Origin of the sequence: Hymenobacter sp. APR13 (assembly GCF_000737515.1) — a bacterium.
GTDB lineage: Bacteria > Bacteroidota > Bacteroidia > Cytophagales > Hymenobacteraceae > Hymenobacter.
The window spans coordinates 992642-1015275 of the sequence record NZ_CP006587.1 but is presented as its reverse complement, the minus strand read 5'-3'; the positions used below and the strand labels follow the sequence as shown (position 1 = coordinate 1015275).

At 62.4% G+C, this 22634-nt stretch carries 21 protein-coding genes and 1 pseudogene; 13 read left to right on the top strand and 9 right to left on the bottom strand.

Going from position 1 to position 22634, the window contains the following annotated elements; genetic code table 11:
* Positions 1-74 precede the first annotated feature (74 nt).
* From N008_RS04260 to N008_RS04250, 3 genes are all read right to left on the bottom strand, one after another.
* Entirely contained in the window at positions 75-1232 is a 1158-nt protein-coding gene (locus N008_RS04260) for a DegT/DnrJ/EryC1/StrS family aminotransferase (protein WP_044013988.1), read from the bottom strand.
* 129 nt (positions 1233-1361) lie between these two features.
* Complete coding sequence (locus N008_RS04255; protein ID WP_071884594.1) at positions 1362-2051, bottom strand: acetyltransferase; 690 nt, start codon at positions 2049-2051, stop codon at positions 1362-1364.
* An 8-nt stretch (positions 2052-2059) separates the two neighbouring features.
* Entirely contained in the window at positions 2060-2689 is a 630-nt protein-coding gene (locus N008_RS04250) for a sugar transferase (RefSeq protein WP_052381182.1), read from the bottom strand.
* 165 nt (positions 2690-2854) lie between these two features.
* On the opposite strand from N008_RS04250, the gene ispE reads away from it, so the two are divergent.
* On the top strand, positions 2855-3676 hold the full coding sequence (gene ispE / locus N008_RS04245) for a 4-(cytidine 5'-diphospho)-2-C-methyl-D-erythritol kinase (protein WP_044013986.1): 822 nt from the start codon (positions 2855-2857) through the stop codon (positions 3674-3676).
* 53 nt (positions 3677-3729) lie between these two features.
* Here ispE and N008_RS04240 read toward each other — a convergent pair whose 3' ends face one another.
* From N008_RS04240 to tgt, 3 genes are all read right to left on the bottom strand, one after another.
* Positions 3730-4668 carry a DMT family transporter gene (locus N008_RS04240; protein WP_044013984.1) on the bottom strand — a complete coding sequence of 313 codons (939 nt, stop codon included), beginning with the start codon at positions 4666-4668 and terminating at the stop codon, positions 3730-3732.
* A gap of 116 nt (positions 4669-4784) precedes the next feature.
* Entirely contained in the window at positions 4785-5861 is a 1077-nt protein-coding gene (locus N008_RS04235) for an LptF/LptG family permease (protein WP_044013982.1), read from the bottom strand.
* Between the two features lie 182 nt (positions 5862-6043).
* Entirely contained in the window at positions 6044-7174 is a 1131-nt protein-coding gene (gene tgt / locus N008_RS04230; protein ID WP_044013980.1) for a tRNA guanosine(34) transglycosylase Tgt, read from the bottom strand.
* Between the two features lie 148 nt (positions 7175-7322).
* Here tgt and N008_RS04225 point away from each other — a divergent pair, with 148 nt between their 5' ends.
* From N008_RS04225 to rsmG, 3 genes are read left to right on the top strand one after another with little or no spacing between them, the layout of a single operon-like run.
* A complete protein-coding gene (locus N008_RS04225) occupies positions 7323-8459 on the top strand; it encodes a glycosyltransferase (RefSeq protein ID WP_052381181.1) in 1137 nt (378 codons plus the stop codon).
* Complete coding sequence (locus tag N008_RS04220; protein ID WP_231569778.1) at positions 8450-9142, top strand: RNA polymerase sigma factor; 693 nt, start codon at positions 8450-8452, stop codon at positions 9140-9142. Before N008_RS04225 ends, N008_RS04220 begins: the two co-directional genes overlap by 10 nt.
* 22 nt (positions 9143-9164) lie before the next feature.
* Positions 9165-9803 carry a 16S rRNA (guanine(527)-N(7))-methyltransferase RsmG gene (rsmG, locus tag N008_RS04215; protein WP_044013978.1) on the top strand — a complete coding sequence of 213 codons (639 nt, stop codon included), beginning with the start codon at positions 9165-9167 and terminating at the stop codon, positions 9801-9803.
* A gap of 645 nt (positions 9804-10448) precedes the next feature.
* Here rsmG and N008_RS04205 read toward each other — a convergent pair.
* Positions 10449-11435 carry a YheT family hydrolase gene (locus tag N008_RS04205; protein ID WP_044013975.1) on the bottom strand — a complete coding sequence of 329 codons (987 nt, stop codon included), beginning with the start codon at positions 11433-11435 and terminating at the stop codon, positions 10449-10451.
* A gap of 265 nt (positions 11436-11700) precedes the next feature.
* Here N008_RS04205 and rpsT point away from each other — a divergent pair, with 265 nt between their 5' ends.
* Both rpsT and N008_RS04195 read left to right on the top strand, forming a co-directional pair.
* The gene (gene rpsT, locus N008_RS04200; RefSeq protein WP_044013973.1) at positions 11701-11958 is read left to right on the top strand and encodes a 30S ribosomal protein S20; all 258 of its coding nucleotides are present in this window, start codon (positions 11701-11703) and stop codon (positions 11956-11958) included.
* 126 nt (positions 11959-12084) lie between these two features.
* Positions 12085-13581 (top strand): T9SS type A sorting domain-containing protein, encoded by a 1497-nt coding sequence (locus tag N008_RS04195; protein WP_197062948.1) that lies wholly within the window; start codon positions 12085-12087, stop codon positions 13579-13581.
* A gap of 207 nt (positions 13582-13788) precedes the next feature.
* Here the strand turns inward: N008_RS04195 and pyk are convergent.
* Both pyk and N008_RS04185 read right to left on the bottom strand, forming a co-directional pair.
* Positions 13789-15227: pseudogene (gene pyk, locus N008_RS04190) on the bottom strand (pyruvate kinase).
* Between the two features lie 107 nt (positions 15228-15334).
* Positions 15335-15763 carry an IPExxxVDY family protein gene (locus N008_RS04185; RefSeq protein ID WP_044013969.1) on the bottom strand — a complete coding sequence of 143 codons (429 nt, stop codon included), beginning with the start codon at positions 15761-15763 and terminating at the stop codon, positions 15335-15337.
* A gap of 161 nt (positions 15764-15924) precedes the next feature.
* On the opposite strand from N008_RS04185, the gene N008_RS04180 reads away from it, so the two are divergent.
* From N008_RS04180 to lgt, 7 genes are all read left to right on the top strand, one after another.
* Entirely contained in the window at positions 15925-16161 is a 237-nt protein-coding gene (locus N008_RS04180; protein WP_019948606.1) for an acyl carrier protein, read from the top strand.
* A gap of 161 nt (positions 16162-16322) precedes the next feature.
* Positions 16323-17573, top strand: a complete 1251-nt coding sequence (gene fabF, locus N008_RS04175; RefSeq protein ID WP_044013967.1) for a beta-ketoacyl-ACP synthase II — start codon at positions 16323-16325, stop codon at positions 17571-17573.
* A gap of 5 nt (positions 17574-17578) precedes the next feature.
* The gene (rnc, locus tag N008_RS04170; protein WP_052381180.1) at positions 17579-18316 is read left to right on the top strand and encodes a ribonuclease III; all 738 of its coding nucleotides are present in this window, start codon (positions 17579-17581) and stop codon (positions 18314-18316) included.
* A 158-nt stretch (positions 18317-18474) separates the two neighbouring features.
* Complete coding sequence (nadE, locus tag N008_RS04165) at positions 18475-20409, top strand: NAD(+) synthase (protein ID WP_044013964.1); 1935 nt, start codon at positions 18475-18477, stop codon at positions 20407-20409.
* A gap of 333 nt (positions 20410-20742) precedes the next feature.
* The gene (locus tag N008_RS04160) at positions 20743-21369 is read left to right on the top strand and encodes an RNA polymerase sigma factor (RefSeq protein WP_081910607.1); all 627 of its coding nucleotides are present in this window, start codon (positions 20743-20745) and stop codon (positions 21367-21369) included.
* Positions 21362-21601, top strand: coding sequence for a hypothetical protein (locus tag N008_RS04155; RefSeq protein WP_052381179.1), 240 nt, complete (start codon positions 21362-21364; stop codon positions 21599-21601). The genes N008_RS04160 and N008_RS04155 overlap by 8 nt, the downstream gene beginning before the upstream one ends.
* Positions 21602-21694: 93 nt before the next feature.
* Positions 21695-22591, top strand: a complete 897-nt coding sequence (lgt, locus tag N008_RS04150) for a prolipoprotein diacylglyceryl transferase (RefSeq protein ID WP_071884483.1) — start codon at positions 21695-21697, stop codon at positions 22589-22591.
* The last annotated feature ends 43 nt before the right edge of the window (positions 22592-22634 follow it).

Sequence of the window (22634 nt, the reverse complement as noted above, 5' to 3'; positions counted from 1 at the left end):
TCCGGGCCGCGTCTGCTGCAACAGGCGCGGCCCGTTTGCGTTTGGCGGCCACCACTCCAGGCATTGTGCTGACTTCAGGCGCGGTGGTGGCAGGCGTAGGCGTCGCGGATGGTTTCGGCCACGCGCTGCAGGTCGGCTTCCGTAAGAGCCGAGCCCGAAGGCAGGCACAGGCCGTGGGCGAACAAACCGGCGCAGACATGGCCGCCGAACATGTGCACGTCGGCAAAAAGCGGCTGCAGGTGCAGCGGCTTCCACAGCGGCCGGCTCTCGATGTTGCGCGCCTCCAGGTGCTGCCGCAGCAGCTCCGGCGTGACGGTGGTTTGGGCGGGGTCGAGCAGCACGCAGGTCAGCCAACGGTTGGCGCGGCCTCCGGCGGGCTCAGTCGGGCCAAAGGACAGGCCCGGCAGGTCGGCCAGGTGCTTCTGGTACCAGCTGAATATCTCGCGGCGCTTTTTCACCCGGTCATCCAGCAGCCCCATCTGGCCGCGCCCGATACCGGCCAGCAGGTTGCTGAGGCGGTAGTTGTAGCCCAGCTCGGAGTGCTGGTAGTGCGGGGCATCGTCTTTGGCCTGCGTGGCCCAGAAACGGGCCTTTTTGTCCCATTCTTTGCTATTAGTGATAAGGGCGCCGCCGCCGCTGGTGGTCAGGATCTTGTTGCCGTTGAACGAGAAAACGCCCACCGCCCCGAAGGTGCCCAGCGGCTGGCCGTCGTAGCGGGCGCCCAGGGCTTCGGCGGCATCTTCCAGCACCGGAATGTCGAATTCGGCGGCTACGGCCAGGATTTCGCGCAGCTGACACGGCATGCCGTACAGATGCACGATGATGAGGGCTTTGGGGCGTCGGCCCTGCCCAAGGTCAGCCTCGATGGCCTCGCGCAGCCGCTGCGGGCACAGGTTCCAAGTGGTGGCTTCGCTATCCACGAAAACCGGCGTGGCTCCGAGGTAGCTGATGGGGTTGGCGGTGGCTACGAACGTGAACGACGGGCACAGCACCGTGTCGCCGGGGCCGACGCCCAGCAGCCGCAGCCCCAGGTGAATGGCGGCCGTGCCCGAGGTGAGGGCCACGCAGTGCGCCGCGCCCGTAAACTCGCAGATGTCGCGCTCAAACCCATCCAGATTCGGGCCGGCCGGGGCCACCCAGTTGTCTTCGATGGCCTTGTGCAGGTAGTTCAGCTCGTGGCGGCCGAGGTGGGGCGGGGAAAGGTAAATTCGGTCGTAATCCTGGCTGCGCATCGGAGAAAGTATAGCTCAGGCTCTGGCCTGAACTGTAAGCGGGGAAACACGAAAACAGGGCCGGCAGGCCGCCATTCTCAGGTAGTGGAATAGGTGTTTATAGCAAAACGTAAACGGCAACGGGCGGGGTTATGCTACATGCGGTTTGATAATTTGAGCCGGCACGCCCACAGCCGTGCAGTGCGCTGGCAGGTCGCGGATGGCTACGGCGCCCGCGCCCAAGATGGTGCCCGCCCCAATCCGCACCTGGTGGAGGACGGTGGCGTTGGTGCCGAGGTAGACACCCGCGCCCAGGTGGGCCTCGCCGCCCACGTTGGCGTGCGGCATCAGCGAGCAGCCATCTTCCAGCACGGCGTCGTGGCCGATGGTGCAGCCCAGGTTGAGCAGCACGTGGCGGCCCAGCGTGATGTCGCAGGTGAGGATGCAGCCCTGGCTGATGATGCAGCCGGCCCCCAGCTGCAACCGCTGATACGGGGCGCAGGCCACGCCCGGATGAATCAGCGTGGGAAAGGAGAGGCGCGGCGAGGTGAGGCGGGCTACCACGGCGGCGCGGCTGCGGCTGCTGCCTACCGCCACGGCCACGTGCAGCGGCCCGGGCGCGGCGTTCAGGTCGGCGGCGGTGCCGAGGTAGGGGAGGCCATGCAGGGCAGCACCGGCTGCGGAGGGCGCATCGTCATAAAACCCCATAATATGCCAGGTGGGCGCGGCGGCATTGATCTGGTGAACCAGCATCAGTACTTCGCGCCCCAGCCCGCCCGCGCCAAAAATGACGAGCGGTGCCAGCGGTGCAGCAGGAGCAGGATAGGCAGAAACGGGCATGGCGTGCATCAAACGGAAGAAGAGCCCCGGAAGGCTTCGGTGGTAGCCTGGCCGGCTGCCGTGATGCCCTGGGCACCCAGCACGCGCCCGGCCGTGCGCAGCAGAATCCGCAGGTCGAGGCCCAGACTGAGGTGGTCGACGTACCAGACGTCGTACAGAAACTTCTGTTCCCAGCTGATGGCATTGCGGCCGTTCACCTGGGCCCAGCCCGTAATGCCGGGCCGTACCTCGTGGCGGCGGGCCTGCGTGGCAGAGTACAGCGGCAGGTACTCGGGCAGCAGCGGCCGGGGCCCGATCAGGCTGAGGTGGCCGCGCAGCACGTTCCAGAGCTGGGGCAGCTCATCGAGGCTGGTGGCGCGCACCCAGCGGCCCAGGCGCGGCAGGCGCGCGGCATCGGGCAGCAGCTGGCCGTGGGCGTCGCGGGTGGAGGTCATGGTCTGAAGCTTGTAGAGCGTGAAAAGCTGCCCGTGCCGGCCGGGGCGCGCCTGCCGAAACAGCCACGGCCCGCCGTTCTGGGCAGCCAGCGCCAGCGCCACGGGCAGCAGCACCGGCAGCGCCAGCAGCAGCAGCGGCCCGGCCAGCGCTACGTCCAGCAGGCGCTTGCCCCAGCGGCGGTACCAGGTGGCGGCAAGAGACATACGCGGGCAGCAGGAAGAGTGGTTTGTGAAACGGCAGTGGCCAGCTCCTTTGGCCGGGGGCAGCTCAACTAACGAAAAAATGGCGGTGCGGGCAGTGCTTGCAACAGAAAAAAATGCCGGCTGCGTGGGCCGCCGCATCCGCAAAGCTAGCACTACATTTGCGCCATGCTCGTTTTTCCGAACGCCAAACTCAACCTGGGCCTGTACATCACCGGCCAGCGGCCCGACGGCTTCCGCAACCTCGAATCGGTGTTTGTGCCGCTGCCCTGGACGGATGCGCTGGAGGTGCTGCCCGCCCCCGCCGGCGCCGACACGGCCCTCACGCTCACCGGCCTGCCCATCCCCGGCGACCCGGCCACCAACCTCTGCGTGCGGGCCTACGAGCTGCTGCAGGCCGATTTCGACCTACCGCCCGTGAAGCTGCACCTGCACAAGGTGGTGCCCATCGGGGCCGGGCTGGGCGGCGGTTCGGCCGATGCGGCGTTTGCGCTGCGGGCCCTCAACGAGCAGTTTGCGCTGAACCTGCCCGCCGAAACCCTGGAAAGCTACGCCCGCCGGCTGGGCTCCGACTGCGCGTTTTTCATTGAAAACAAGCCGGTTTTCGCCTACGAGAAAGGTGACATTTTCGAGCCCGTTTCGCTGGACCTGAACGGCATGGCCTGCCTGGTAGTGTACCCCGGCCTGCACATCAGCACCGCCGAAGCGTATGGCCGCGTGCAGCCCCGCACCCCGCGCCACGACCTGCGCACGGCCCTGGCCCAGCCCCTCAGCACCTGGCGCGACACCGTCAGCAACGATTTCGAGGACGCCCTGACGCCGGTGTACCCCGTGCTCGGCGACATCAAAGCCCAGCTATACGCCGCCGGAGCCGCCTACGCCAGCCTGTCCGGCTCCGGTTCGGCCGTGTATGGCCTGTTTCCTGGCTTGGAGCTGCCACCGCTCCTGGAGCTGCCGGCGGAGTATCAGGTGTGGCGCGGGCGGCTGTAATACAGCAGTAGCGCGAACTTTGTAGTTCGCGCTACGATTGTGCTACTGCCGCGCTACTTGCCCACCAACACCTCGGCGGCTTCAGCTTTGCGCTGGCGGCGTTTCATCCATTGGTCGAGGACGGGGTGGATGAGCACGCTGAGCAGGATGACCACGGTGCCCAGGTAGAAGCCGGTGGACAGCTTTTCCTGCCCGAAGCCGGGGATGCGCAGCGTGTACATCAGCACGGCCAGCAGAATGCCGTACACCGGCTCCAGGTTGATGGTCAGGTTCACGACGAAGGCCGAAATGCGCTTCATCAGCTCCACCGACGTGGAAAACGCATACACCGTGCACACGCCGGCCAGCAGCAGCAGCCACAGCCAGTCGAGGCCCTGCAAACCCAGCTGCATGCCTTGGCCGTCGGTGAAGTAGCGGCTGTAGAGGGGCATAAACAGCACGATGCTCAGGCAGGCGCCGGTCATTTCGTAGAGCGTGAGCTGAAACGGGGTGTGGCGCTTCACCAGCTTTGAGTTGAGCACGCTGAACAGCGCCGACAGCCCCGCCGACACAATGGCCACCAGCAAGCCCGCCATCTGGTCCAGCTCGGCCTGCGACACCAGGTACAGCCCCACCATCGTCAGCAGCCCCAGCCCGACTTCATACAGGCGCACCCGCCGCCACAGTACCAGCGGCTCCAGCAGCGAGGTCCAGAGCGCCAGCGTGGCCATGCCGGCCAAACACACGCTCACCGAGGAGAGGCGCGCGGCCAGAAAAAACGTAATCCAGTGGGCGGCCACCAGCGCCCCGATGCCCAGCATCTTCAGCGCCTCGCGGCCGGCCACGCGCCAGGGCTGCCGCCGCGCCACCAGCAGCACCGCCAGCCCCGAGGCCGCCAGCAGCGTACGCCAAAACACCAGCTCCACCGGCGGCACCGATATCAGCTTGCCCAGAATGGCCGTGAAGCCCCAAAGCAGGACGATGAAATGCAGGCGGAGGTAGTCTTTCAGCATGGAGTAACTGAGTAAGGGAGTAGCTGAGTAAAATCGGTTAACTGGGCAGCTGAGTAACTGAGTAGGCTTTCCGGCAAGGAGTCCTTACTCAGCTACTCCCTTACTCAGTTACTCTTCTAGCGCGGCACCACCCGGTAGAGCACCAGCCCGACGCCGGTGAACAGGATGCTGGGAACCCAGGCGGCGAGCAGCGGCGAGAGGGTGCCCACAGCCGCCAGATTGCGGCTCAGAATCACGAAGATGATGAACACGAAGGCCAGCACGAAGCCCAGCGCAATCTGCCCGCCCACGCCCGCGCGGCTCTTGCGGGCGCTCATAATCACGCCGATGACGGTGAGGATGAAGATGGCGTAGGGGTAGGCGTACCGCTCGTATTTTTCGCTCAGGTACACCTGGGTGTCGTCGGAGCCGCGTTCTATCTTCTGCCGGATGTAGCGGTTCAGCTCGGGCAGGGTCATGGTTTCGCTCAGGCGGTAGGTGCTGGCGAAGTCTTTGGGGTAGAGGTTGAGCGTGGTGTCGCGGGCGGGTAGTGCCAGCAGCGTTTCCTTCTGTCCCCGAAACGTGCGCACCAGCTGCGGCGTGAGGCGCCAGGCCCGCTTCGTCGAGTCCCAGGTGATGGCCTCGGCCGTCATGCGGCGCTTGAGCAGCGTGCCCTCAATGGTTTCGAGCGCAAACTTGTAGCCGATGTTGTTGACGTTGTCGTAGCTCTCCATGAAGGCATAGGTGCTCGGCCCGATCTTCATGTGCACGTCGCGGCCCTTAAAGCGGTAGGGGTTCTTGACGTACTTCCGCTCAAACTCCACCCGCGTCTTGTTGGCGTACGGAATGATCCAGCCGGTGAGGGCAATGGTGGCCACGCCCAGCACAAGGCTGCCCATCAGGTAGGGCACCAGCAGCCGCTTGAAGCTCACGCCCGAGGCCAGAATGGCCACGATTTCGGTGCGCGCCGCCAACTGCGCCGTCACGAACACCACCGCAATGAACACGGTGATAGGGGAGAGCAGGTTGGCGTAGTACGGAAACAGGTTCACGTAATACTCCAGGATAATCTGCTTCGCGCCCAGGTTGTGCTGGATGAAGTCGTCGTTTTTCTCCGTGAAGTCAATCACGCAAATTACCATCACCAGCACCACCACCGTGAAGAAGAAGGCCGTGAGGAATTTCTGCAGAATGTATTTATCGAGAATCTTCACAATAGTGCTTCGTTGTTAGTGCTCGGTGCTTAGCTATCTGCGTGTTGTGGTTGCTTGTACAGCCTGTTATCGGGCAGACAACGAAGCACCAAGCACCAGCAACGAAGCTAGCTGTTGCGGTAATGCAACTGTCAAAAGGCGAAAATCAGCGAAATCACGACTAATCAGCGCAAATCAGCGATTTACAGCCGCGTCATCACCTGCTTCACCATCTTCTCCTTCCACTCGCGGAAGGTGCCGGCCAGGATTTGCTCCCGGGCCTGCTTCACCAGCCACAGGTAGAAGCTCAGGTTGTGGATGGAGGCCAGCTGCGGGCCCAGCATTTCCTTGCTCTGGAACAGGTGCCGCAGGTAGCTGCGCGAGTAGAACGTGCTGACGTGGCCGCCCAGCTCGGCGTCAATCGGCGAGAAGTCCTGCTCCCATTTCTTGTTGGTGACGTTCATAATGCCCTGGGTGGTGAACAGCATGCCGTTGCGGGCGTTGCGGGTCGGCATCACGCAGTCAAACATGTCTACGCCCAACGCAATGTTTTCCAGAATATTGGCCGGCGTGCCCACGCCCATCAGGTAGCGCGGCTTGTCTTTGGGCAGGATGTCGCAGACGATTTCGGTCATCTCATACATCATCTCGGCCGGCTCGCCCACGCTCAGCCCCCCGATGGCGTTGCCCTCGCGCCCCTGCTCGGCAATGAACTCGGCCGAGCGCACGCGCAGGTCTTTGAACGTAGAGCCCTGCACAATCGGAAACAGGGTCTGCTGGTAGCCATAGTGGCCCTCGGTGCTGTCGAAGCGCGCAATGCAGCGCTTCAGCCAGCGGTGGGTCATGTCGAGGGAGCGGGCGGCGTAGTCGTACTCGCAGGGCCAGGGCGTGCACTCGTCGAAGGCCATGATGATGTCGGCCCCGATGGTGCGCTGAATGTCCATCACGCCCTCCGGGCTGAACAGGTGCTGCGAGCCGTCGATGTGTGAGCGGAACTTCACGCCCTCCTCCTTGATCTTGCGCGTTCCCGAAAGCGAGTACACTTGGTAGCCGCCCGAGTCGGTGAGGATGGGCCGGTCCCAGCCGTTGAACTTGTGCAGGCCGCCGGCCTTGCTGAGCACGTCGAGGCCCGGGCGCAGGTAGAGGTGGTAGGTGTTGCCGAGGATGATCTGGGCCTGCACCTCGTCCTTGAGGTCGCGCTGCTGCACGGCCTTCACCGTGCCGGCCGTCCCGACGGGCATGAAAATGGGCGTTTCGATGGCGCCGTGCGCCGTGTGCACCACCCCGGCGCGGGCTTTGGTGTGCGGGTCTTGCGTTACTAAGTCGAAGGTCATGCGGAAAAGCTATAAGCCACAAGCTACAAGCTGCCGGCTACAAGCTCACGCCTACGCGTCAGCTCGCAGCTTGCAGCCTGCGACTTGCAGCTTCTCAGCCACAAAGGTACTCCACCCACCCCGAATGCCTACTTTTGCAGGCTAATTCATGCTGCCCGTTTTGTTGTTGAGTTTCTCCCCGGCCATCTGGCTGCTGCTGGCCACGGTGCTGGTGCAGCTCTACTACGCCGCCTACTACTTCTGGCCTTTCGCCACCCGCCCGCCCGAGCCCGCGCCCACCGAGGCCGGGGCCGAGCCGGTGTCGGTGCTGGTATGCGCCCACAACGAGCTGGACAACCTGCGCCGCCTGCTGCCGCTGCTGCTGCGCCAGGAGTATCCCGCCGACCTGGAAATCGTGCTCATCGACGACCGGTCGGACGACGACACCTACCTCTACGCCCAGCAGCTCAGCCAGTACTACCCCAACTTCCGCCTCGTCACCATCGGCCGCACGCCCGACGGCCTGTCGCCCAAAAAGTACGCCCTCACGTTGGGCATCAAGGCGGCCCGCCACCCGCAGCTGCTCTTCACCGATGCCGACTGCATTCCGGCCACCAACCAGTGGGTGCAGCACCTGGCCGCCGGCTTCCGGCAGCCCGCCGACATGGTGCTGGGCTACTCGGCCTACGCCGCCGAGCCCGGGTTTCTCAACAAGCTGGTGCGCTTTGAAACCCTGCTGACCGGCGCGCAGTATCTGTCGTTTGCGTGGCGCGGCCAACCCTACATGGGCGTCGGGCGCAACCTGGCGTACACGCGTGCAGTATTCACCTCCACCAAAGGCTTTGCTTCCCACATCCGGAGCTTGTCCGGCGACGACGACCTGCTGGTGCAGGATGCCGTGGCGCAGGGGGCACGGGTGGCCGTAGTGGCCGAGCCGGCCGCGCATACGCTCAGCGAGCCGGCTGGCACCTGGGGCGGCTGGTGGCGGCAGAAACGGCGGCATCTGTCGGCCGGCCGCAGCTACCGCCTTGCCGACCGGCTGCGGATAGGAAACTTTATCGGAAGCAATCTGCTTTTTTACGCGGTTAGCTTAGCGTTGCTGTTTTCCCGGGCCGATTGGATACCTTTGGCCGGCCTATGGGTGGCGCGCACCGGGCTGGTATGTGCCACCTACCAGCGTCTGAGCCGTCGCCTCGACGACCCTTTGCCGGTGGCGCTGCTGCCGGTGCTGGACGTTGTCTACTTTTTTTATTATCTCGCTTTAGGAATGTCGCTGTTCCTCTACCGCAACCTCCGATGGAAGTAAATAATCAGGAAAAACAATTCTCTGCCAAAGCCAAGCATGACTTTAAGCTGATTCGCGCCGCCGTGGAAAACGGCGACGAAAAGGCCTACGCCGAGCTGATGCAGATTTACAAGAAGCCGGTGTATCATGTGGTGCTGAAGATGGTGCGCAACCCCGACGACGCCGACGACCTTACCATCGAAGCCTTCGCCAAAGCTTTCCGCAACCTGCACAAGTTCAACCCGGAGTTTGCCTTCAGCACCTGGCTGTTCCGCATTGCCACCAACAACTGCATTGATTTTATCCGCAAGAATAAAATCAAGACGATGTCCATCGACTCGGCCATCAAGATTGACAACGGCGACGAAATCACCATCGACTTCCGCGACCAGAACCTGAACCCGCAGGAGACGACCATCAAAAACCAGAAGATCGAAATCATGCAGCACGTGGTATCGCGGCTGCCTGATAAGTACCAGCGCCTCGTGACGCTGCGCTACTTCGATGAGCTGAGCTACGAGGAAATTGCGCAGGAGCTGAAAGCGCCCCTCGGCACCGTGAAAGCCCAGCTGCACCGGGCCCGCGAGCTGCTCTTCGACATGGTGAAAAACAAAAGGAAATCATCTAGTGAGAAAGCCCCGACGCAGGTCGGGGCTTTTTTTGTGCCTGCCGATTATCATAATCAGCACGTCATGACGTGCTAAGAGCTGCTACCTTTGCCCCACTATGCACATCCTTCACCACTACTTTCCGCACCTCACCGACCACCAGCGCCAGCTGTTCAGCCAGCTCGATACCGAGTTTCGGGGCTGGAACGAGCGGCTCAACCTGGTAGCCCGCACCGACGTCGATAACCTGGCCGAGCGGCATTTTCTGCACTCGCTGGGCATTGCCAAGGTGGTGGAGTTTGCGCCCGGCTCGTCGGTGCTGGATGTGGGCACGGGCGGGGGGCTGCCGGGTTTGCCGCTGGCCATTCTGTTTCCGGAAGTGAAGTTTCACCTGGTCGACAGCATCGGCAAGAAAATCCACGCGGTGCAGGAAATGGCCCGCGCCCTCAACCTGACCAACGTCACGGCCGAGCAGACCCGCGCCGAGCAGCTGCGCCCCAAGTACGACTACGTGGTGAGCCGCGCCGTGGCGCGCTTGGCCACCTTCCACACCTGGATTGCGCACCGCTACAAGCCCCAGCACGAAGCCGCCCCCAACAGCGGCCTCTACTACCTCAAAGGCGGCGACCTGACCGAGGAAATCGAAGAATCGGGCCTGAAAGCCACCATCCACAACCTGAGCGACTTCTACACCGAGAGCTTCTTCGAAACCAAAAAGGTGGTGGTGGTGCCCAGCAATTCGGCTGGGCGTGGGTAAGGATGGTTATGGCGTTTCACAAAGGACCTTTTGGCTGAACAGTATCTTCGGCCTGCCCCAACCAACTATTGAGCCTCTAAACCGAATGGCGATAATCCTCCGTGGCAAGTCCCTTTGTCCGCTGTGCGACTGCCTGCTCCTTGAGGGAGAATCCCTGACAGCGCTACCCGCCATAGCTGACACCGCGCACCCCTTGTACAACTTCTTCGACTCGGGCTTTCACCAAGGGTGCTTCGACGAGTGGGCCTACCGGAAAGAGGCACTGGAAGAGGCCCGGCTAGACCGGCAGCGTTGGGAAACTTCACCGGAGTATCAGCAATTGGTGGCCCAATTCGGAAAGCCTGGGAGGCACACCAACTCGTAAGCACGGCCTAAAACGCTCTTTTTCGTGAACGGTAGAAACCAGCCTGACACTAGGTGTTAGTTGGCCCTTACACCGTGGGGTGAGTTCAAGAAACCCGTCTACGAATCAAAGTTTACGAAATGCACGGAGCGGATGATTTTCGTAAACGCCCAACATGGAACCTAGTTCTCTCGTCAAAGCATCACGTCTATGACACCCCGTGCGGTGAGGCCAGAACCGCACTTATTCCGAGGTGGCGGGTATGACAAGCAGTGCAAGAAAAGAACGGTCACAGCCATTGACTACGCCGGCACGGCGGCCGTGAGAAACTCCACGGCGCGGCGCTCGGAGTAGTATTCGCCATCAGGCGTGCCTTCACCGAAGCCCACGTGGCCGCCGTCGGAGGGTGTTTCCAGGAACACGAACTCGCTGCCGGCGGCCACGTCGCGGGGGAAGCAGCTGGCGGGCAGAAACGGGTCGTTTTCGGCATTCACGAGCAGCGTCGGGATGCGGATGCCGCTCAGGTAGCGGCCGGAGCTAGCGTGCTCGTAGTAGTCCTCCGCCGACTTGAAGCCGTGCATCGGGGCCGTAAACCGGTCGTCGAACTGCGGGAAATCCTGGAGCTGGTCGAGGTCGGTGAGGTCAATCTGGTCGGGCAGCAGGGCCGCTTTTTGGCGCATCTTGCCACGCAGCGTTTTCAGAAAGCGGTTGAGATACACGCGGTTTTCGAGGCGGCCGATGTGGTAGGAGCTAGCCTTGAGGTCGGTGGGCACCGAAAACACGGCGGCGCGCTCCACCTCAGCCGGCACCCGCGCCGGGTTTTCGCCCAGGTACTTGAGCGTGACGTTGCCGCCGGCCGAAAAGCCAGTCAGGAAGATGCGCTGGTAGCGGCCAGTGGCTAGGGCGTGGCGCACCACAAAGTCGAGGTCGTCGGTGTCGCCGAGGTGGTAGGAGCGGAGCAGGCGGTTCATTTCACCGCTGCAGCTGCGGTAGTTCCAGGCCAGGGCGTCGAAGCCGGCCTGGTTGAGGGCGCGCACCATGCCGCGCACGTAGGGACGGGAGGCGTCGCCCTCCAGCCCGTGCGACACGATGCAGAGCGTATCGGCCGGAGCCTGCGGCTGCCGCCACGACCAGTCGAGGTCCAGAAAGTCGCCGTCGGGCGTTTCCACCCGCTCGCGCTGGTAGTGCACTTCCGGTACTTCGCGCCACAGACTGGGCACAATGGTTTGCAGGTGGCCGTTGAACATGTAGAACGGCGGCTGATAGCGGGAGTCGGCAACGAGTGGCATGGGCGAGGGCGGCTAACTAAGGTGCGGTGTGGTTGGTAGGATGCCCGGCAGATCTGTATAGAATTTAGTGCTTCTGGCGCGATTGTCAACCCCATTCCGGAAATAAAGTTCGGTAAACGGGCCACCCCGCGCAGCTCTGCCGGCAAGATTAATCGGGGGCGACGAGGCAAATTCCGGGCTGACGGTTTGGACTTTCCATCCAAACCCTTACCTTTGCCCACCCAATCCGAATTGAAACCGAGCAGAACGTTCATTTCTCCTACTCATGGCAAATCACAAGTCAGCCCTCAAGCGCATCCGTTCCAACGAAGCTAAGCGCGTGCTGAACCGTTACCAGGCAAAATCTACCCGCACAGCTGTTAAGAAGCTGCGCGCCACCACCGATGCTTCGGCCGCTCAGGAGCTGCTGAAGAAAGTATCGTCGATGCTGGACCGCCTGGCCAAAAAAAACATCATCCACAAGAACAAAGCCGCCAACAACAAATCGAAGCTGGCTAAGTTCGTGAAGTCGCTGGCCGCCTAAGCAGCACCAGTAACTTTCTGCTCTTTTGATAGAGAAGGCCCCGTGCGCAAGCATGGGGCCTTCTCGTGTTTCGGGCGTATGGTTTATTTCCTATCTTTTGGCAGTCATATCCTTTTCTACTCCTATATGAAACAACTGTACTGCTTATTGCTGCTCCTGAGCAGCCTCACCGCCTTGCCCGCTGCCGCCCAGAACTGGCGGCCCTTCCGGCCCAACGGCGACGTGCACGCCTTCCGCAACGCCTCCGCCGATACCATCCTGACGTTGCGCCTCGACTCGGCCGGCGTGCGCGACTCCGACTCGGTGTACTACTTCAACCGCATCATGCGGCGTGCGGGCAGCTTTGCCTGGCAGAAGGCCCGCAACAACCAGTTCGGGCAGCAGATGCGCTACACGCCCGCCACGCGCACCTACGTGCTGTTCTGGGACGGTGGCCCCGATACCGGCTTTATTCTCAGCTGTGCTTTGGTGTTGAAGCCGTTTGCCCGCGTGGGCGATACGTGGAGCAGCTTTTTCACTGATTATGGCCTGACCACCACGCTGGTATCACGCGGTACGATGCTGCTGGATGGCATGCAGGATTCCGTGGCTACTTTTCGGGCCGGCAATAATCCTGGCGTACTGATCGTGCTGAGCAAAAACAACGGCTTGGTGTCGGGACCGGTGAATTTGCGGTTTGGGTTGCCCAGTGCCCGGCAGCTCACCCTGGCCCGCCGCCCTGCGCCCGCCGGCCTCAGCTACTACAACCCGCTCGCACTGCTGGATCTGCAGCCGGGCGACGAACTGGGGTACCAATACACGCCGTTTACCAGCAATCCAATCGGGTGCGGCAGCGGCACTGTGCTGCGCCGCGTGCTTACGCGCCAGCTTACGGCCGACAGCCTGACGTACATCTGCCAGGAGCAAAGCCGAACGGTGTACAATGGCGCGCCGGGCTGCTCACGGAGCGGTACTGTTGTTTCGCCGGTATCGAGGGTGCGCCTGTCGGCCTCGCTGCGCACCGGGCAGTGGCGCGGTAGCAGCCTCGACCGGCTGAGCCCGTTGCGCGCCCCGTTGCTGTCCTACGCTTACCAGCAGCTGCCCTTTAACACGGTACTCATGGGCTACCCGGTCGTAAGCAACCGGCCGGGCAGCGCCTGTGGCGGGCCCGCAGTGCTACAGACGGAGGTGCTGTACAACCGTAGCGGTATTGGCTATACGCCGGGGCTGGATGCCTTGAATCAGCAAACCCTGAGCGCGCCAGGCGTGGGCTTCGTGCGTGATTTGGAATACCAGCTTACCTACAGCCGCCGCACCAGCAGCGGCACCGTGCAAACCTGCGGCACCCGCACCGATTTCGCCACGCTGCTGCCCACTGCGGCGGCGCGGGCGGCGGCCACGTTCCAGCTCTACCCCAACCCCGCGGGCAGCAGCGCCACGCTCACGCTGGCCGGCCCGGCCCGCACCACTACCAACGTGCGCCTCCTCGACGCGCTGGGGCGCACGGCCGGCTCCTGGCCGCTGGCTGCCGGCCAGACCGCCACGGTGCTGCCCCTGCAGGCCCTGGCGGCCGGCATGTACGTAGTGGAGGTGCAGGCTGCCGGCGAGCTGCCGCAGCACCTGCGCCTGCAGCTTGAAAAGTAGCATAGGCTTCAGCCTGTGCCGTGTGTGAGTAGTGAGTGCCGAGTATTTAGTATGGAATATCGAGATGCTCGATGATTGCCTCAACACTCCATACTAAGTACTCGTTACTCACTACTGAGTATTAAAAACAAAAGCCCGCTGGAAGCAATTCCGGCGGGCTTTTTTGTGTGTTGTGCGGCACAGGCTAAAGCCTGTGCTACATCAGCGCTAGGCTACGCTTACTTTCACCATGTTGGTCTTGCCCTTCTCGTTGATGGGCATGGAGGCAGTGTTGATGAATACGTCGCCTTTGTTGAGGTTGCCGGTGGCGGTCAAGGCGTACTTGATGTCCGAAACCGAGCTGTCGGTGCTCACCATCCGGTCGTAGTAGAAGCCGCGCACGCCCCAGATCAGGCTCAGGGTCGTGAGCAAAGAGCGGTTATCGGTGAAGATGAAGATGTTGGCTTTGGGGCGGTACTTGGCAATCTGGAAGGCCGTGTAGCCACGGTGCGTCATGCCGGTAATGGCTTTGGCGCCCGTGTTTTTAGCCAAGTGGCAGGCCGCCGACAGTACGCTGTCGACCATGAACGTCGGCGACTCGGGCGAGATAGGGTGCCAGCGGTGGTACAGCGACTCGCGGCGGGTTTCCACGCTCAGAATCGTGCCCACCATCGAACGGATTACTTCGGCCGGATACGCGCCCACGGCCGTTTCGGCGGAGAGCATCACGGCGTCGGCACCGTCGAGCACGGCGTTGGCCACGTCGCTGGTTTCGGCGCGGGTGGGGCGGGGGCCGTAATCATGCTTTCCATCATCTGGGTGGCCACGATGACGGGCTTGCCGGCCTTGTTGCACTTCTCCACAATCAGCTTCTGGGCCATTGGCACCTCTTCCATCTTCACTTCCACACCCAGGTCGCCGCGGGCTACCATCACGGCGTCGGTAATGGCAATGATTTCGTCGAGGTTTTTGAGGCCTTCCGGCGTCTCAATCTTGGCAATCACGCGGGCCGACTTGCCGCTCTCGGCAATCAGGCCCTTGATGAAGCGGATGTCTTCGGCGCGGCGCGCAAACGACAACGCCACCCAGTCTACGTCGTTTTCCAGGCCAAATTTCAGGTCCTCGATGTCCTTCTCGGTCATGCTCGGGGCCGACACTTCGGAGTCGGGCAGGTTGATGCCTTTGCGGGGCTTCACGAGGCCGCCGTAAATCACTTCCACATCCACTTCCTTGTCGCGGTCGGTAGCCAGCACGCGCAGCTCAATCTTGCCGTCGTCGATGAGGATCATGTCGCCGGGCTTCACGTCGCGGGCCAGGCCCAGGTAGATGGTGCTCAGGCGGGTAGCGGTAGTGATTTCCTTTTCGCCGCACACCAGCTTGATCTTGTCGCCGGCCTTGATTTCAACGCCGCCGCCTTCCACTTCGCCAAGGCGAATCTTGGGGCCCTGCAAATCCTGGAGCAAGCCCACGTTGGTGCGCATATCCTTGTTGAGGCGGCGCACCGTGTTGATAACCGACAGGTGGTCTTCGTAGCTGCCGTGCGAGAAGTTGAGGCGGAATACGTCCACGCCTTCGCGCATGAGCATGCCGAGCTTCTCGTAGGTGTTGGAGGCCGGGCCAACCGTGGCTACGATTTTAGTTTTATTGAAATGGGGCAGAGGTTCCATAGAAAGGGACACCAAGCTCCAGCTTGGTGAGTCGGCACACGACGACAGTGGCTAGGTGAAACAAGACGCTCAGATGGCCCGCCAAGCTGGAGCTTGGCGTTGCAGGCTCAAAAGAGCAGATTTTCTTTAAACTTCAAGGTATTCGGGTCGAATTGGCAGGCGTACTGCACCACGGGCAGGGTGGTCAGTTCGGCCAGTAAAGTCTCGGCTGCCAGCTGGCCGCTGCCGTTGTTCACCTGAATCAGGTAGTCATACTCCTTAACATCGGGAGCCAAAAACGGCTTTTTCAGCACCGAGGGGTCGATGGAGCGGTTGCGCAGCAGGCGCAGCGTGAGGTGCTCGGTGGCGTGCAGGTAGTTGCTGATGACCAGCCGGCCCTGGTGGAGCAGGTCGTAGATCAGGTCCTGCTGCTTCACCAGGCGCAGGCGCAGCGCCTGGTTGAGCTGCCACGCCAGCGTGTGCTCCCGGCTCGACGAGACTACCCCGAACAGGTCGAAGTCACACTCATATTCTACGTCCAGCGTGAGGGTTTTCATAGACAGGTGCCGAAGCGGTGATGCGCAAAAGTACACATCCCCTTATCCGAAACGAACCACCCTGGCCAGAATCTTGTGCCGGGAAGAATCGGGGGGCAGGTTTGAAAATGTTAGGGAAGATGATGTTATTTGTGGCGAGTTTTCTCTAAACCCCCACGGAAATGTCTGAAATTGCAGAAAAAGTAAAAGCCATCATCATCGACAAACTGGGCGTAGAAGCGTCGGAAGTAACTCCGGAGGCCTCTTTCACCAACGACCTGGGTGCCGACTCGCTCGACACGGTGGAGCTGATCATGGAGTTTGAAAAAGAATTCAACGTGTCTATCCCAGACGACCAGGCCGAAAACATCGGCACCGTGGGCCAGGCTATCAGCTACCTCGAAGAGCACGCCAAGTAAGCAGTGAGTAGCGAGTATTAAGTATTGAGAGGTTTCTACATGCTGGGCTTAGCTCAATACTTAATACCTGATACTACCTACTTGATTCTACTTTTTGCATTCCGGCCGGCCTGCCGCCGGCCGTTTTGCTTTTCCCCTTTTTCGTAATCTCTGCCCCGCCTATGGCTTTTCGGAGAGTTGTCGTTACTGGCCTGGGCGCCATCACGCCGCTGGGTAGCACCGTTCCCGCTTACTGGGAAGGGCTGCGCCAAGGCATCAGCGGTGCCGCGCCCATCACCCGCTTCGACGCCAGCAAGTTCAAGACCCGCTTCGCCTGCGAAGTGAAGAACTACAGCCCGGATGACTACTTCCCCACCAAGGAAGGTCGGAAAATGGACCTGTTCACGCAATTTGCCGTCATCGCCAGCGACGAAGCCATTAAAGATGCCGGCTTGCTCGAAGGCGTAAACAAGGATCGGGTAGGCGTAATCTGGGGCTCGGGCATTGGGGGGCTGAAAACCTTCCAGGACGAGTGTTTCAACTTCGCCAAGGGCGACGGAACGCCGCGCTACAACCCTTTCTTCATCCCTAAAATGATTGCCGACAGCTCGTCGGGCAACATTTCCATCAAAAACGGCTTCCGCGGCCCCAACTTCGTGACGACGTCGGCTTGCGCCTCGTCGTCGGATGCTATTGTGGCGGCCTACAACTACATCCGCCTCGGCATGGCCGACGTGGTGGTGACGGGCGGCTCGGAAGCAGCCATTACGGAAGCGGGCGTAGGGGGCTTCAATGCTCTCAAGGCCATGAGCGAGCGGAACGACGATGCCGAAACCGGCTCGCGTCCCTACGACAAAGACCGGGACGGTTTTGTGCTCGGTGAAGGTGCCGGGGCTCTGATTCTGGAAGCTTACGAGCACGCCCAGGCCCGCGGCGCCAAGATCTACGCCGAAATCATCGGTGGCGGTCTGTCGTCGGATGCCTACCACATCACGGCGCCCGATCCTACGGGCGAAGGTGTGGTGCTGGTAATGCAGAACGCCCTGCGCGACGCTGGCATTCAGCCCGAAGAGGTGGACTACATCAACACCCACGGCACCAGCACGCCCCTCGGCGACGGTGCCGAGGTGAAGGCCATCCAGAAGGTGTTTGGCGAGCACGCCTACAAGCTCAACATCAGCTCCACCAAGAGCATGACCGGCCACCTGCTGGGCGGCGCGGGCGGTATTGAGGCCGTGGCCAGCATCCTGGCCATTCAGCACGGCATCGTGCCTCCCACCATCAACCACTTCACCGACGACCCCGAACTGGACCCCAAGCTGAACTTCACGTTCAACGAGGCCCAGCCGCGCGAGGTGAAGGTGGCCATGAGTAACACCTTCGGCTTTGGCGGGCACAACACGTCGGTGGTGTTCCGCAAATTCGAGGAGTAGCAGCCATGAGTGGCTTACCCTTGTTCGGGTTTTTTCGGCGGATGCTGGGCCACGATAAGGCCTTCCGCCAGGCCATTGCCACGGTAACCGGCCGCACGCCTCAAAACGTGCGGCTTTACCATTTGGCCTTTACCCATTCGTCGGTGGTGAAGCAGCAGCCTACCACCGGGCGCCACCAAAGCAACGAGCGGCTGGAGTTTCTCGGCGACGCCGTGCTGGGCACGGTGGTGGCCGAGTACCTGTTCCGCAAGTTTCCGTATGAGCAGGAAGGCTTCCTGACCGAGATGCGCAGCCGCATCGTGAACCGGGAAAGCCTCAACGGCCTGGCCCTCAAGCTGGGCCTCGACAAGCTGGTGCAGCTGGACCCCGGTCAGGGCCGCGCCGCCCGTTCGCGTTCCGTGAACGGCAACGCCCTGGAGGCGCTGGTGGGCGCCGTGTACCTCGACCAGGGCTACAAGGCGGCCCGCAAATTCGTGCTCAGCCGCCTCGTGAAGCCCTACGTGGATGTGAAATCCCTCACCGAAACCACGGCCAACTTCAAGAGCAAGCTGATTGAATGGGCCCAGCGCAACGGAAAAGCCATCCGCTACGACCTCAACGGCGAGGCCCGCCCCGGCGGCGTCATGGAATTCACGGCCTCCGTGGTGCTTGACGACGAAGTGGTGGCTACCGGCATGGGGCTGAGTAAGAAACAGGCCGAGCAGCTAGCCGCCGAACGGGCGCTGGCGGCGTTGGGCGTGTAAGAACACTGCGCCCTCTGCGTAAACTTCTGCGCCCTCTGCGGGCTACGTCGTTGGTACGATGTAGCCCGCAGAGGGCGCAGTGTTTTGCGCAGAAGACGCAGTGGGCAACCCAATCCGGGGAAATAGAGTTGTTTTGCAGAAACCTACCGACCCCTCCCATGCGAATAGCCGGCGCCGCCCTCAACCAGATACCGTTTGACTGGACCCACAACCTGCGCACCATCCGTGAGGCCATAGCGCAGGCCAAAGCGGCTGGCGTGGAGCTGCTGTGTCTGCCGGAGCTGTGCCTCACCGGCTACGGCTGCGAAGACCTGTTTCTGAGCGAGTGGCTGCCCGAAGCCGCGCTGGCCCATCTGCAGCAGATCCGGCCTTGGACCGAGGGCATCTGCGTGGTGGTGGGGCTGCCCATCCGGCTCAACCAGCGCACCTACAACACGGCTGCCGTGCTGCGCGACGGCCAGATTCTGGGTTTCGCGGCCAAGCAGTTTCTGGCCAACGACGGCGTGCACTACGAGCCGCGCTTCTTTGCGCCCTGGCCGGCCGGCGAAACCACCACGGTGCAGTGGGAAGGGGAGGAGTGGACCTTGGGCGATATGACGTTTGAGCACCAGGGAGTGAAGTTCGGGTTTGAAATCTGTGAGGATGCGTGGCGGCCCAACGACGTGCGCCCCGCCTGCCGCCTGATGGGCCGCGTGGACTTAATCGTGAATCCCTCGGCCAGCCACTTCGCCATGAGCAAGACCGACGTGCGCTACCACCTTGTAACGGAGGCCTCGCGCACGTTCAACTGCACCTACCTCTACGCCAACCTGCTCGGCAACGAGGCCGGCCGCATCACCTACGACGGTGAAATTCTGGTGGCCCGCCACGGCCACCTGTTGCTGCGTAACCAGCTCATGAGCTTCAAGGAAGTGGACATGGAGTACGTGGACGTGGATTTCAGCACGCCGCTGGAGCCTGCCGCCGAGATAGTGCCGCTGCCCGCGCCCGACGAGTACCGGGAGCTAAACCAGGCCCTGAGCCTGGCCCTGTTCGACTACCTGCGCAAGGCCCGCAGCCGGGGCTTCGTGCTGAGCCTCAGCGGCGGCGCCGACTCCTGCCTGTGCGCCGTGGCGGTGGCCGAGATGGTGCGCCTGGGCACCGCCGAGCTGGGCACCGCCGAGTTCATGCGCCGCGCCGGCTGCTTCACCGCAGAGGAAATAGCCCAGCTGGCCGGCCCCGTAACGGCCGTAGCCGACCAGGATGCGCCGGGCCCCAACGACGCCTCGCTGAGCCCGACCAACAACGAACAGCGAAAAGCAAACAACGAAATCACGCGCCGCCTGCTTACCTGCGCCTACCAGGGCACCGTCAACTCCTCCGACGACACGTTCAATTCGGCCAAAGAGCTGGCGGAGTCTATCGGGGCCGTGTTTCACAACTGGGAAATCGACGCGGAAGTGAGCGGCTACGTGGGCAAGATTGAGCACGCGCTGGGCCGCGACCTGACCTGGCAAACCGACGACCTGGCGTTGCAGAACATTCAGGCGCGGGTGCGGGCCCCGGCCATCTGGCTGCTGGCCAACGTGCAGAACTGCCTGCTCATCACCACCTCCAACCGCTCGGAGGCCAGCGTGGGCTACTGCACCATGGACGGCGACACGGCCGGCAGCATCTCGCCGATTGCGGGCGTGGACAAGGACTTCGTGAAGAAGTGGCTGCGCTGGGCCGAAACCGAGCTGAACTACCCGGCGTTGCGCCACGTGAACAGCCTGCAGCCCACCGCCGAGCTGCGCCCCCTCGAAGACAAGCAAACCGACGAGCGGGACCTGATGCCTTACGTGCTGCTCAACCGCATCGAGCGGCTGGCCTTCTACGACCGGCTGGCGCCCAAGCAGGTGCTGGCCACATTGCGTCACGAAGACCCCGCCGCCGACCCTGAGCAGCTGAAAACCTACGTGAAACGCTTCTACAGCCTCTGGAGCCGCAACCAGTGGAAGCGCGAGCGGTACGCCCCCAGCTTCCACCTCGACGACTACAACGTAGACCCGCGCTCCTGGCTGCGCTTCCCCATCCTGAGCGGTGGCTACACCGAGGAGTTGAACGCGCTGTAGGGGCCGGGCGGCGACTGGCTGCGCTGGGGTAAGGTAGTGGCTCCGGTCCGGCGGCTCTTTCAGCCGTCGGGCCGGTCGTCGTCAGCACGGCGCGGCTGCCACCTCTGGCCAGTTGCGGTTGCAAGAGGATTCCGGACCTATGGCTGCAAGTGCCGATAGGTTGCGGGGTTTCAATGTATTATCAACTGTCAGACAGGCTGTTGAATAATATTGTTTGGCCCGTGCGCAAGTTTTGCGTGCCGATGGGGCCTAAGCAGTTGTATCCTCAGCAGGCGCGGCAAAGGCCGGGTGCCGGGCAGGTGTCGTTTTCATCTTTCAATTCCTGCCTCCCTGGTGTATACCCTTCCGCTGCCTGCTGCTTCCGGCGTTGTGCCGCCCGCGCCCGGCGCTGCCGTCTCGCCCGATGCCGAGTTGGTAGCGCAGCTGCAGCAGGGCAGCGAGGCGGCGTTCCGGACGCTGGTGGAGCGCTACCAGAACCGCATCTACCGCACGGTGCTGGCGCTGCTGCAGTCGGCGGAAGAGGCCGAGGACGTGGCGCAGGAGGTATTTGTGGAAGTGTACCAGACCATCGGGCGGTTTCGGGGCGAGGCGGCGCTGAGCACTTGGCTGTACCGCCTGGCTACTTCGCGGGCGCTCAAGCACCGGCAGCGGGCCCGCGCCCGGAAGCGCTTCGCCTACTTCACCAGCCTACTGGGCTTCGACAACCAAGTACTGCACGAGCCGCCCGACCACGCGCACCCGCAGGCCCAGCTGGAAGGCCAGCAGCAGCTGGCGTTGCTATTGGCGTACATTGCCCGCCTGCCCGGCCAGCAGCAGGTGGCCTTCACGCTGCGCCACGAGCAGGAGCTGAGCTACGAGGAAATAGCGGCCGTGCTCAACACCACCGTGCCGGCCGTGGAATCCCTGCTGTTCCGGGCCCGCAAAACCCTTCGCCACCATCTTTCCCTGCGCCATGACTGATCCTGCCTCCCGGCCCATAGCCGACGACGAATGGGAAAACCTGCTGCGCCAGTGGCGCACGCAGCCCGCTGCCCAGCCCCGGCCGTTTTTTTACAGCCGCGTGCGGGCCCGGCTGGTGGCCGAAGCCGCCGCGGAGCGCCAGCTGCTGCCCGCCTGGCTGCGCTGGCCCAGCTACGCCGTCATGCTGGGCTTGTTGCTGCTGCTGAGCGGCGACGGCGCCCTGCTGCGCTAACTGCCGCCGGCCCACGAGTTGCCGCCGCAGGAGCCGGCAAAGCGGCAAGTGGAATGTCTGAGTACCTTTGAGTCCCTTCTATATTTCGTAACCATGCTTTCTTTTCTCTCCTACATCACCTGGACCGCCGACCCGATTCTGGCGCACATTGGGCCGCTGACGCTGCGCTGGTACGGGCTGCTGTTCATGTCGGGCTTCGTGTTCGGCACGTTCATTCTGTCGCACATCTACAAATCGGAGCGGGTGTCGCCGCGCTGGGTGGATGTCATTACCATCTATATGCTGGTGGGCACCATCCTGGGGGCGCGGCTAGGGCACGTGCTTTTCTACGATCCTGCTTACTACCTCACCAGCGAGCATTTTCTGGAGATTTTCAAGATCTGGGAAGGCGGCCTGGCCAGCCATGGCGCCACGCTGGGCATTCTGCTGGCCACCTACCTGTTTGCCCGCAACAACAAGTTCGACTACCTCTGGGTGCTCGACCGGATTGTGATTGTGGTGGCGCTGGGCGGCTGCATGATCCGCCTCGGCAACCTGATGAACTCGGAAATTATCGGCCGCGTGACGGACGTGCCGTGGGCGTTCAAGTTTGCGCGCTACAACGAAATCCACGGCGGCAACAGCAACATTCCGTTTGAGCTGCGCCACCCCACCCAGATCTACGAGGCGCTGTTCTGCATCGTGCTGCTGGTGCTGCTCTACTTCATGTGGAACCGCACCAAGGAGCGCACGCCGCGCGGGCAGCTGTTTGGCTTGTTTGTGGTGCTGCTGTTCTCGTTCCGGGTGCTGGTGGAGTTCCTGAAGGAAAACCAGGAAGCCTTCGAAGACCGGCTGCCGCTGAACATGGGCCAGCTGCTGAGCTTACCCCTGATTTTGGTTGGGCTGTGGGTGCTGCTGCGCGCCGGCAAAGACCCCAAAAACCCCTACGGCTACGCCCCGCGCGACCTGGAAACCGACGCAACCCCCGATCCGAAGGCCCTCAAAGTATAGCCTTCGGCCTCGCACGAAAAAGCTTCTTCGCCAGTTTGGCGGA

Bases quoted from the DNA above. Each gene is read 5' to 3' on its own strand.
- N008_RS04260 (WP_044013988.1), bottom strand. From the start codon at position 1,232: ATGCGCAGCCAGGATTACGACCGAATTTACCTTTCCCCGCCCCACCTC.
- N008_RS04255 (WP_071884594.1), bottom strand. From the start codon at position 2,051: ATGCCCGTTTCTGCCTATCCTGCTCCTGCTGCACCGCTGGCACCGCTC.
- N008_RS04250 (WP_052381182.1), bottom strand. From the start codon at position 2,689: ATGTCTCTTGCCGCCACCTGGTACCGCCGCTGGGGCAAGCGCCTGCTG.
- ispE (WP_044013986.1), top strand. From the start codon at position 2,855: ATGCTCGTTTTTCCGAACGCCAAACTCAACCTGGGCCTGTACATCACC.
- N008_RS04240 (WP_044013984.1), bottom strand. From the start codon at position 4,668: ATGCTGAAAGACTACCTCCGCCTGCATTTCATCGTCCTGCTTTGGGGC.
- tgt (WP_044013980.1), bottom strand. From the start codon at position 7,174: ATGACCTTCGACTTAGTAACGCAAGACCCGCACACCAAAGCCCGCGCC.
- N008_RS04225 (WP_052381181.1), top strand. From the start codon at position 7,323: ATGCTGCCCGTTTTGTTGTTGAGTTTCTCCCCGGCCATCTGGCTGCTG.
- N008_RS04220 (WP_231569778.1), top strand. From the start codon at position 8,450: ATGGAAGTAAATAATCAGGAAAAACAATTCTCTGCCAAAGCCAAGCAT.
- rsmG (WP_044013978.1), top strand. From the start codon at position 9,165: ATGCACATCCTTCACCACTACTTTCCGCACCTCACCGACCACCAGCGC.
- N008_RS04205 (WP_044013975.1), bottom strand. From the start codon at position 11,435: ATGCCACTCGTTGCCGACTCCCGCTATCAGCCGCCGTTCTACATGTTC.
- rpsT (WP_044013973.1), top strand. From the start codon at position 11,701: ATGGCAAATCACAAGTCAGCCCTCAAGCGCATCCGTTCCAACGAAGCT.
- N008_RS04195 (WP_197062948.1), top strand. From the start codon at position 12,085: ATGAAACAACTGTACTGCTTATTGCTGCTCCTGAGCAGCCTCACCGCC.
- N008_RS04185 (WP_044013969.1), bottom strand. From the start codon at position 15,763: ATGAAAACCCTCACGCTGGACGTAGAATATGAGTGTGACTTCGACCTG.
- N008_RS04180 (WP_019948606.1), top strand. From the start codon at position 15,925: ATGTCTGAAATTGCAGAAAAAGTAAAAGCCATCATCATCGACAAACTG.
- fabF (WP_044013967.1), top strand. From the start codon at position 16,323: ATGGCTTTTCGGAGAGTTGTCGTTACTGGCCTGGGCGCCATCACGCCG.
- rnc (WP_052381180.1), top strand. From the start codon at position 17,579: ATGAGTGGCTTACCCTTGTTCGGGTTTTTTCGGCGGATGCTGGGCCAC.
- nadE (WP_044013964.1), top strand. From the start codon at position 18,475: ATGCGAATAGCCGGCGCCGCCCTCAACCAGATACCGTTTGACTGGACC.
- N008_RS04155 (WP_052381179.1), top strand. From the start codon at position 21,362: ATGACTGATCCTGCCTCCCGGCCCATAGCCGACGACGAATGGGAAAAC.
- lgt (WP_071884483.1), top strand. From the start codon at position 21,695: ATGCTTTCTTTTCTCTCCTACATCACCTGGACCGCCGACCCGATTCTG.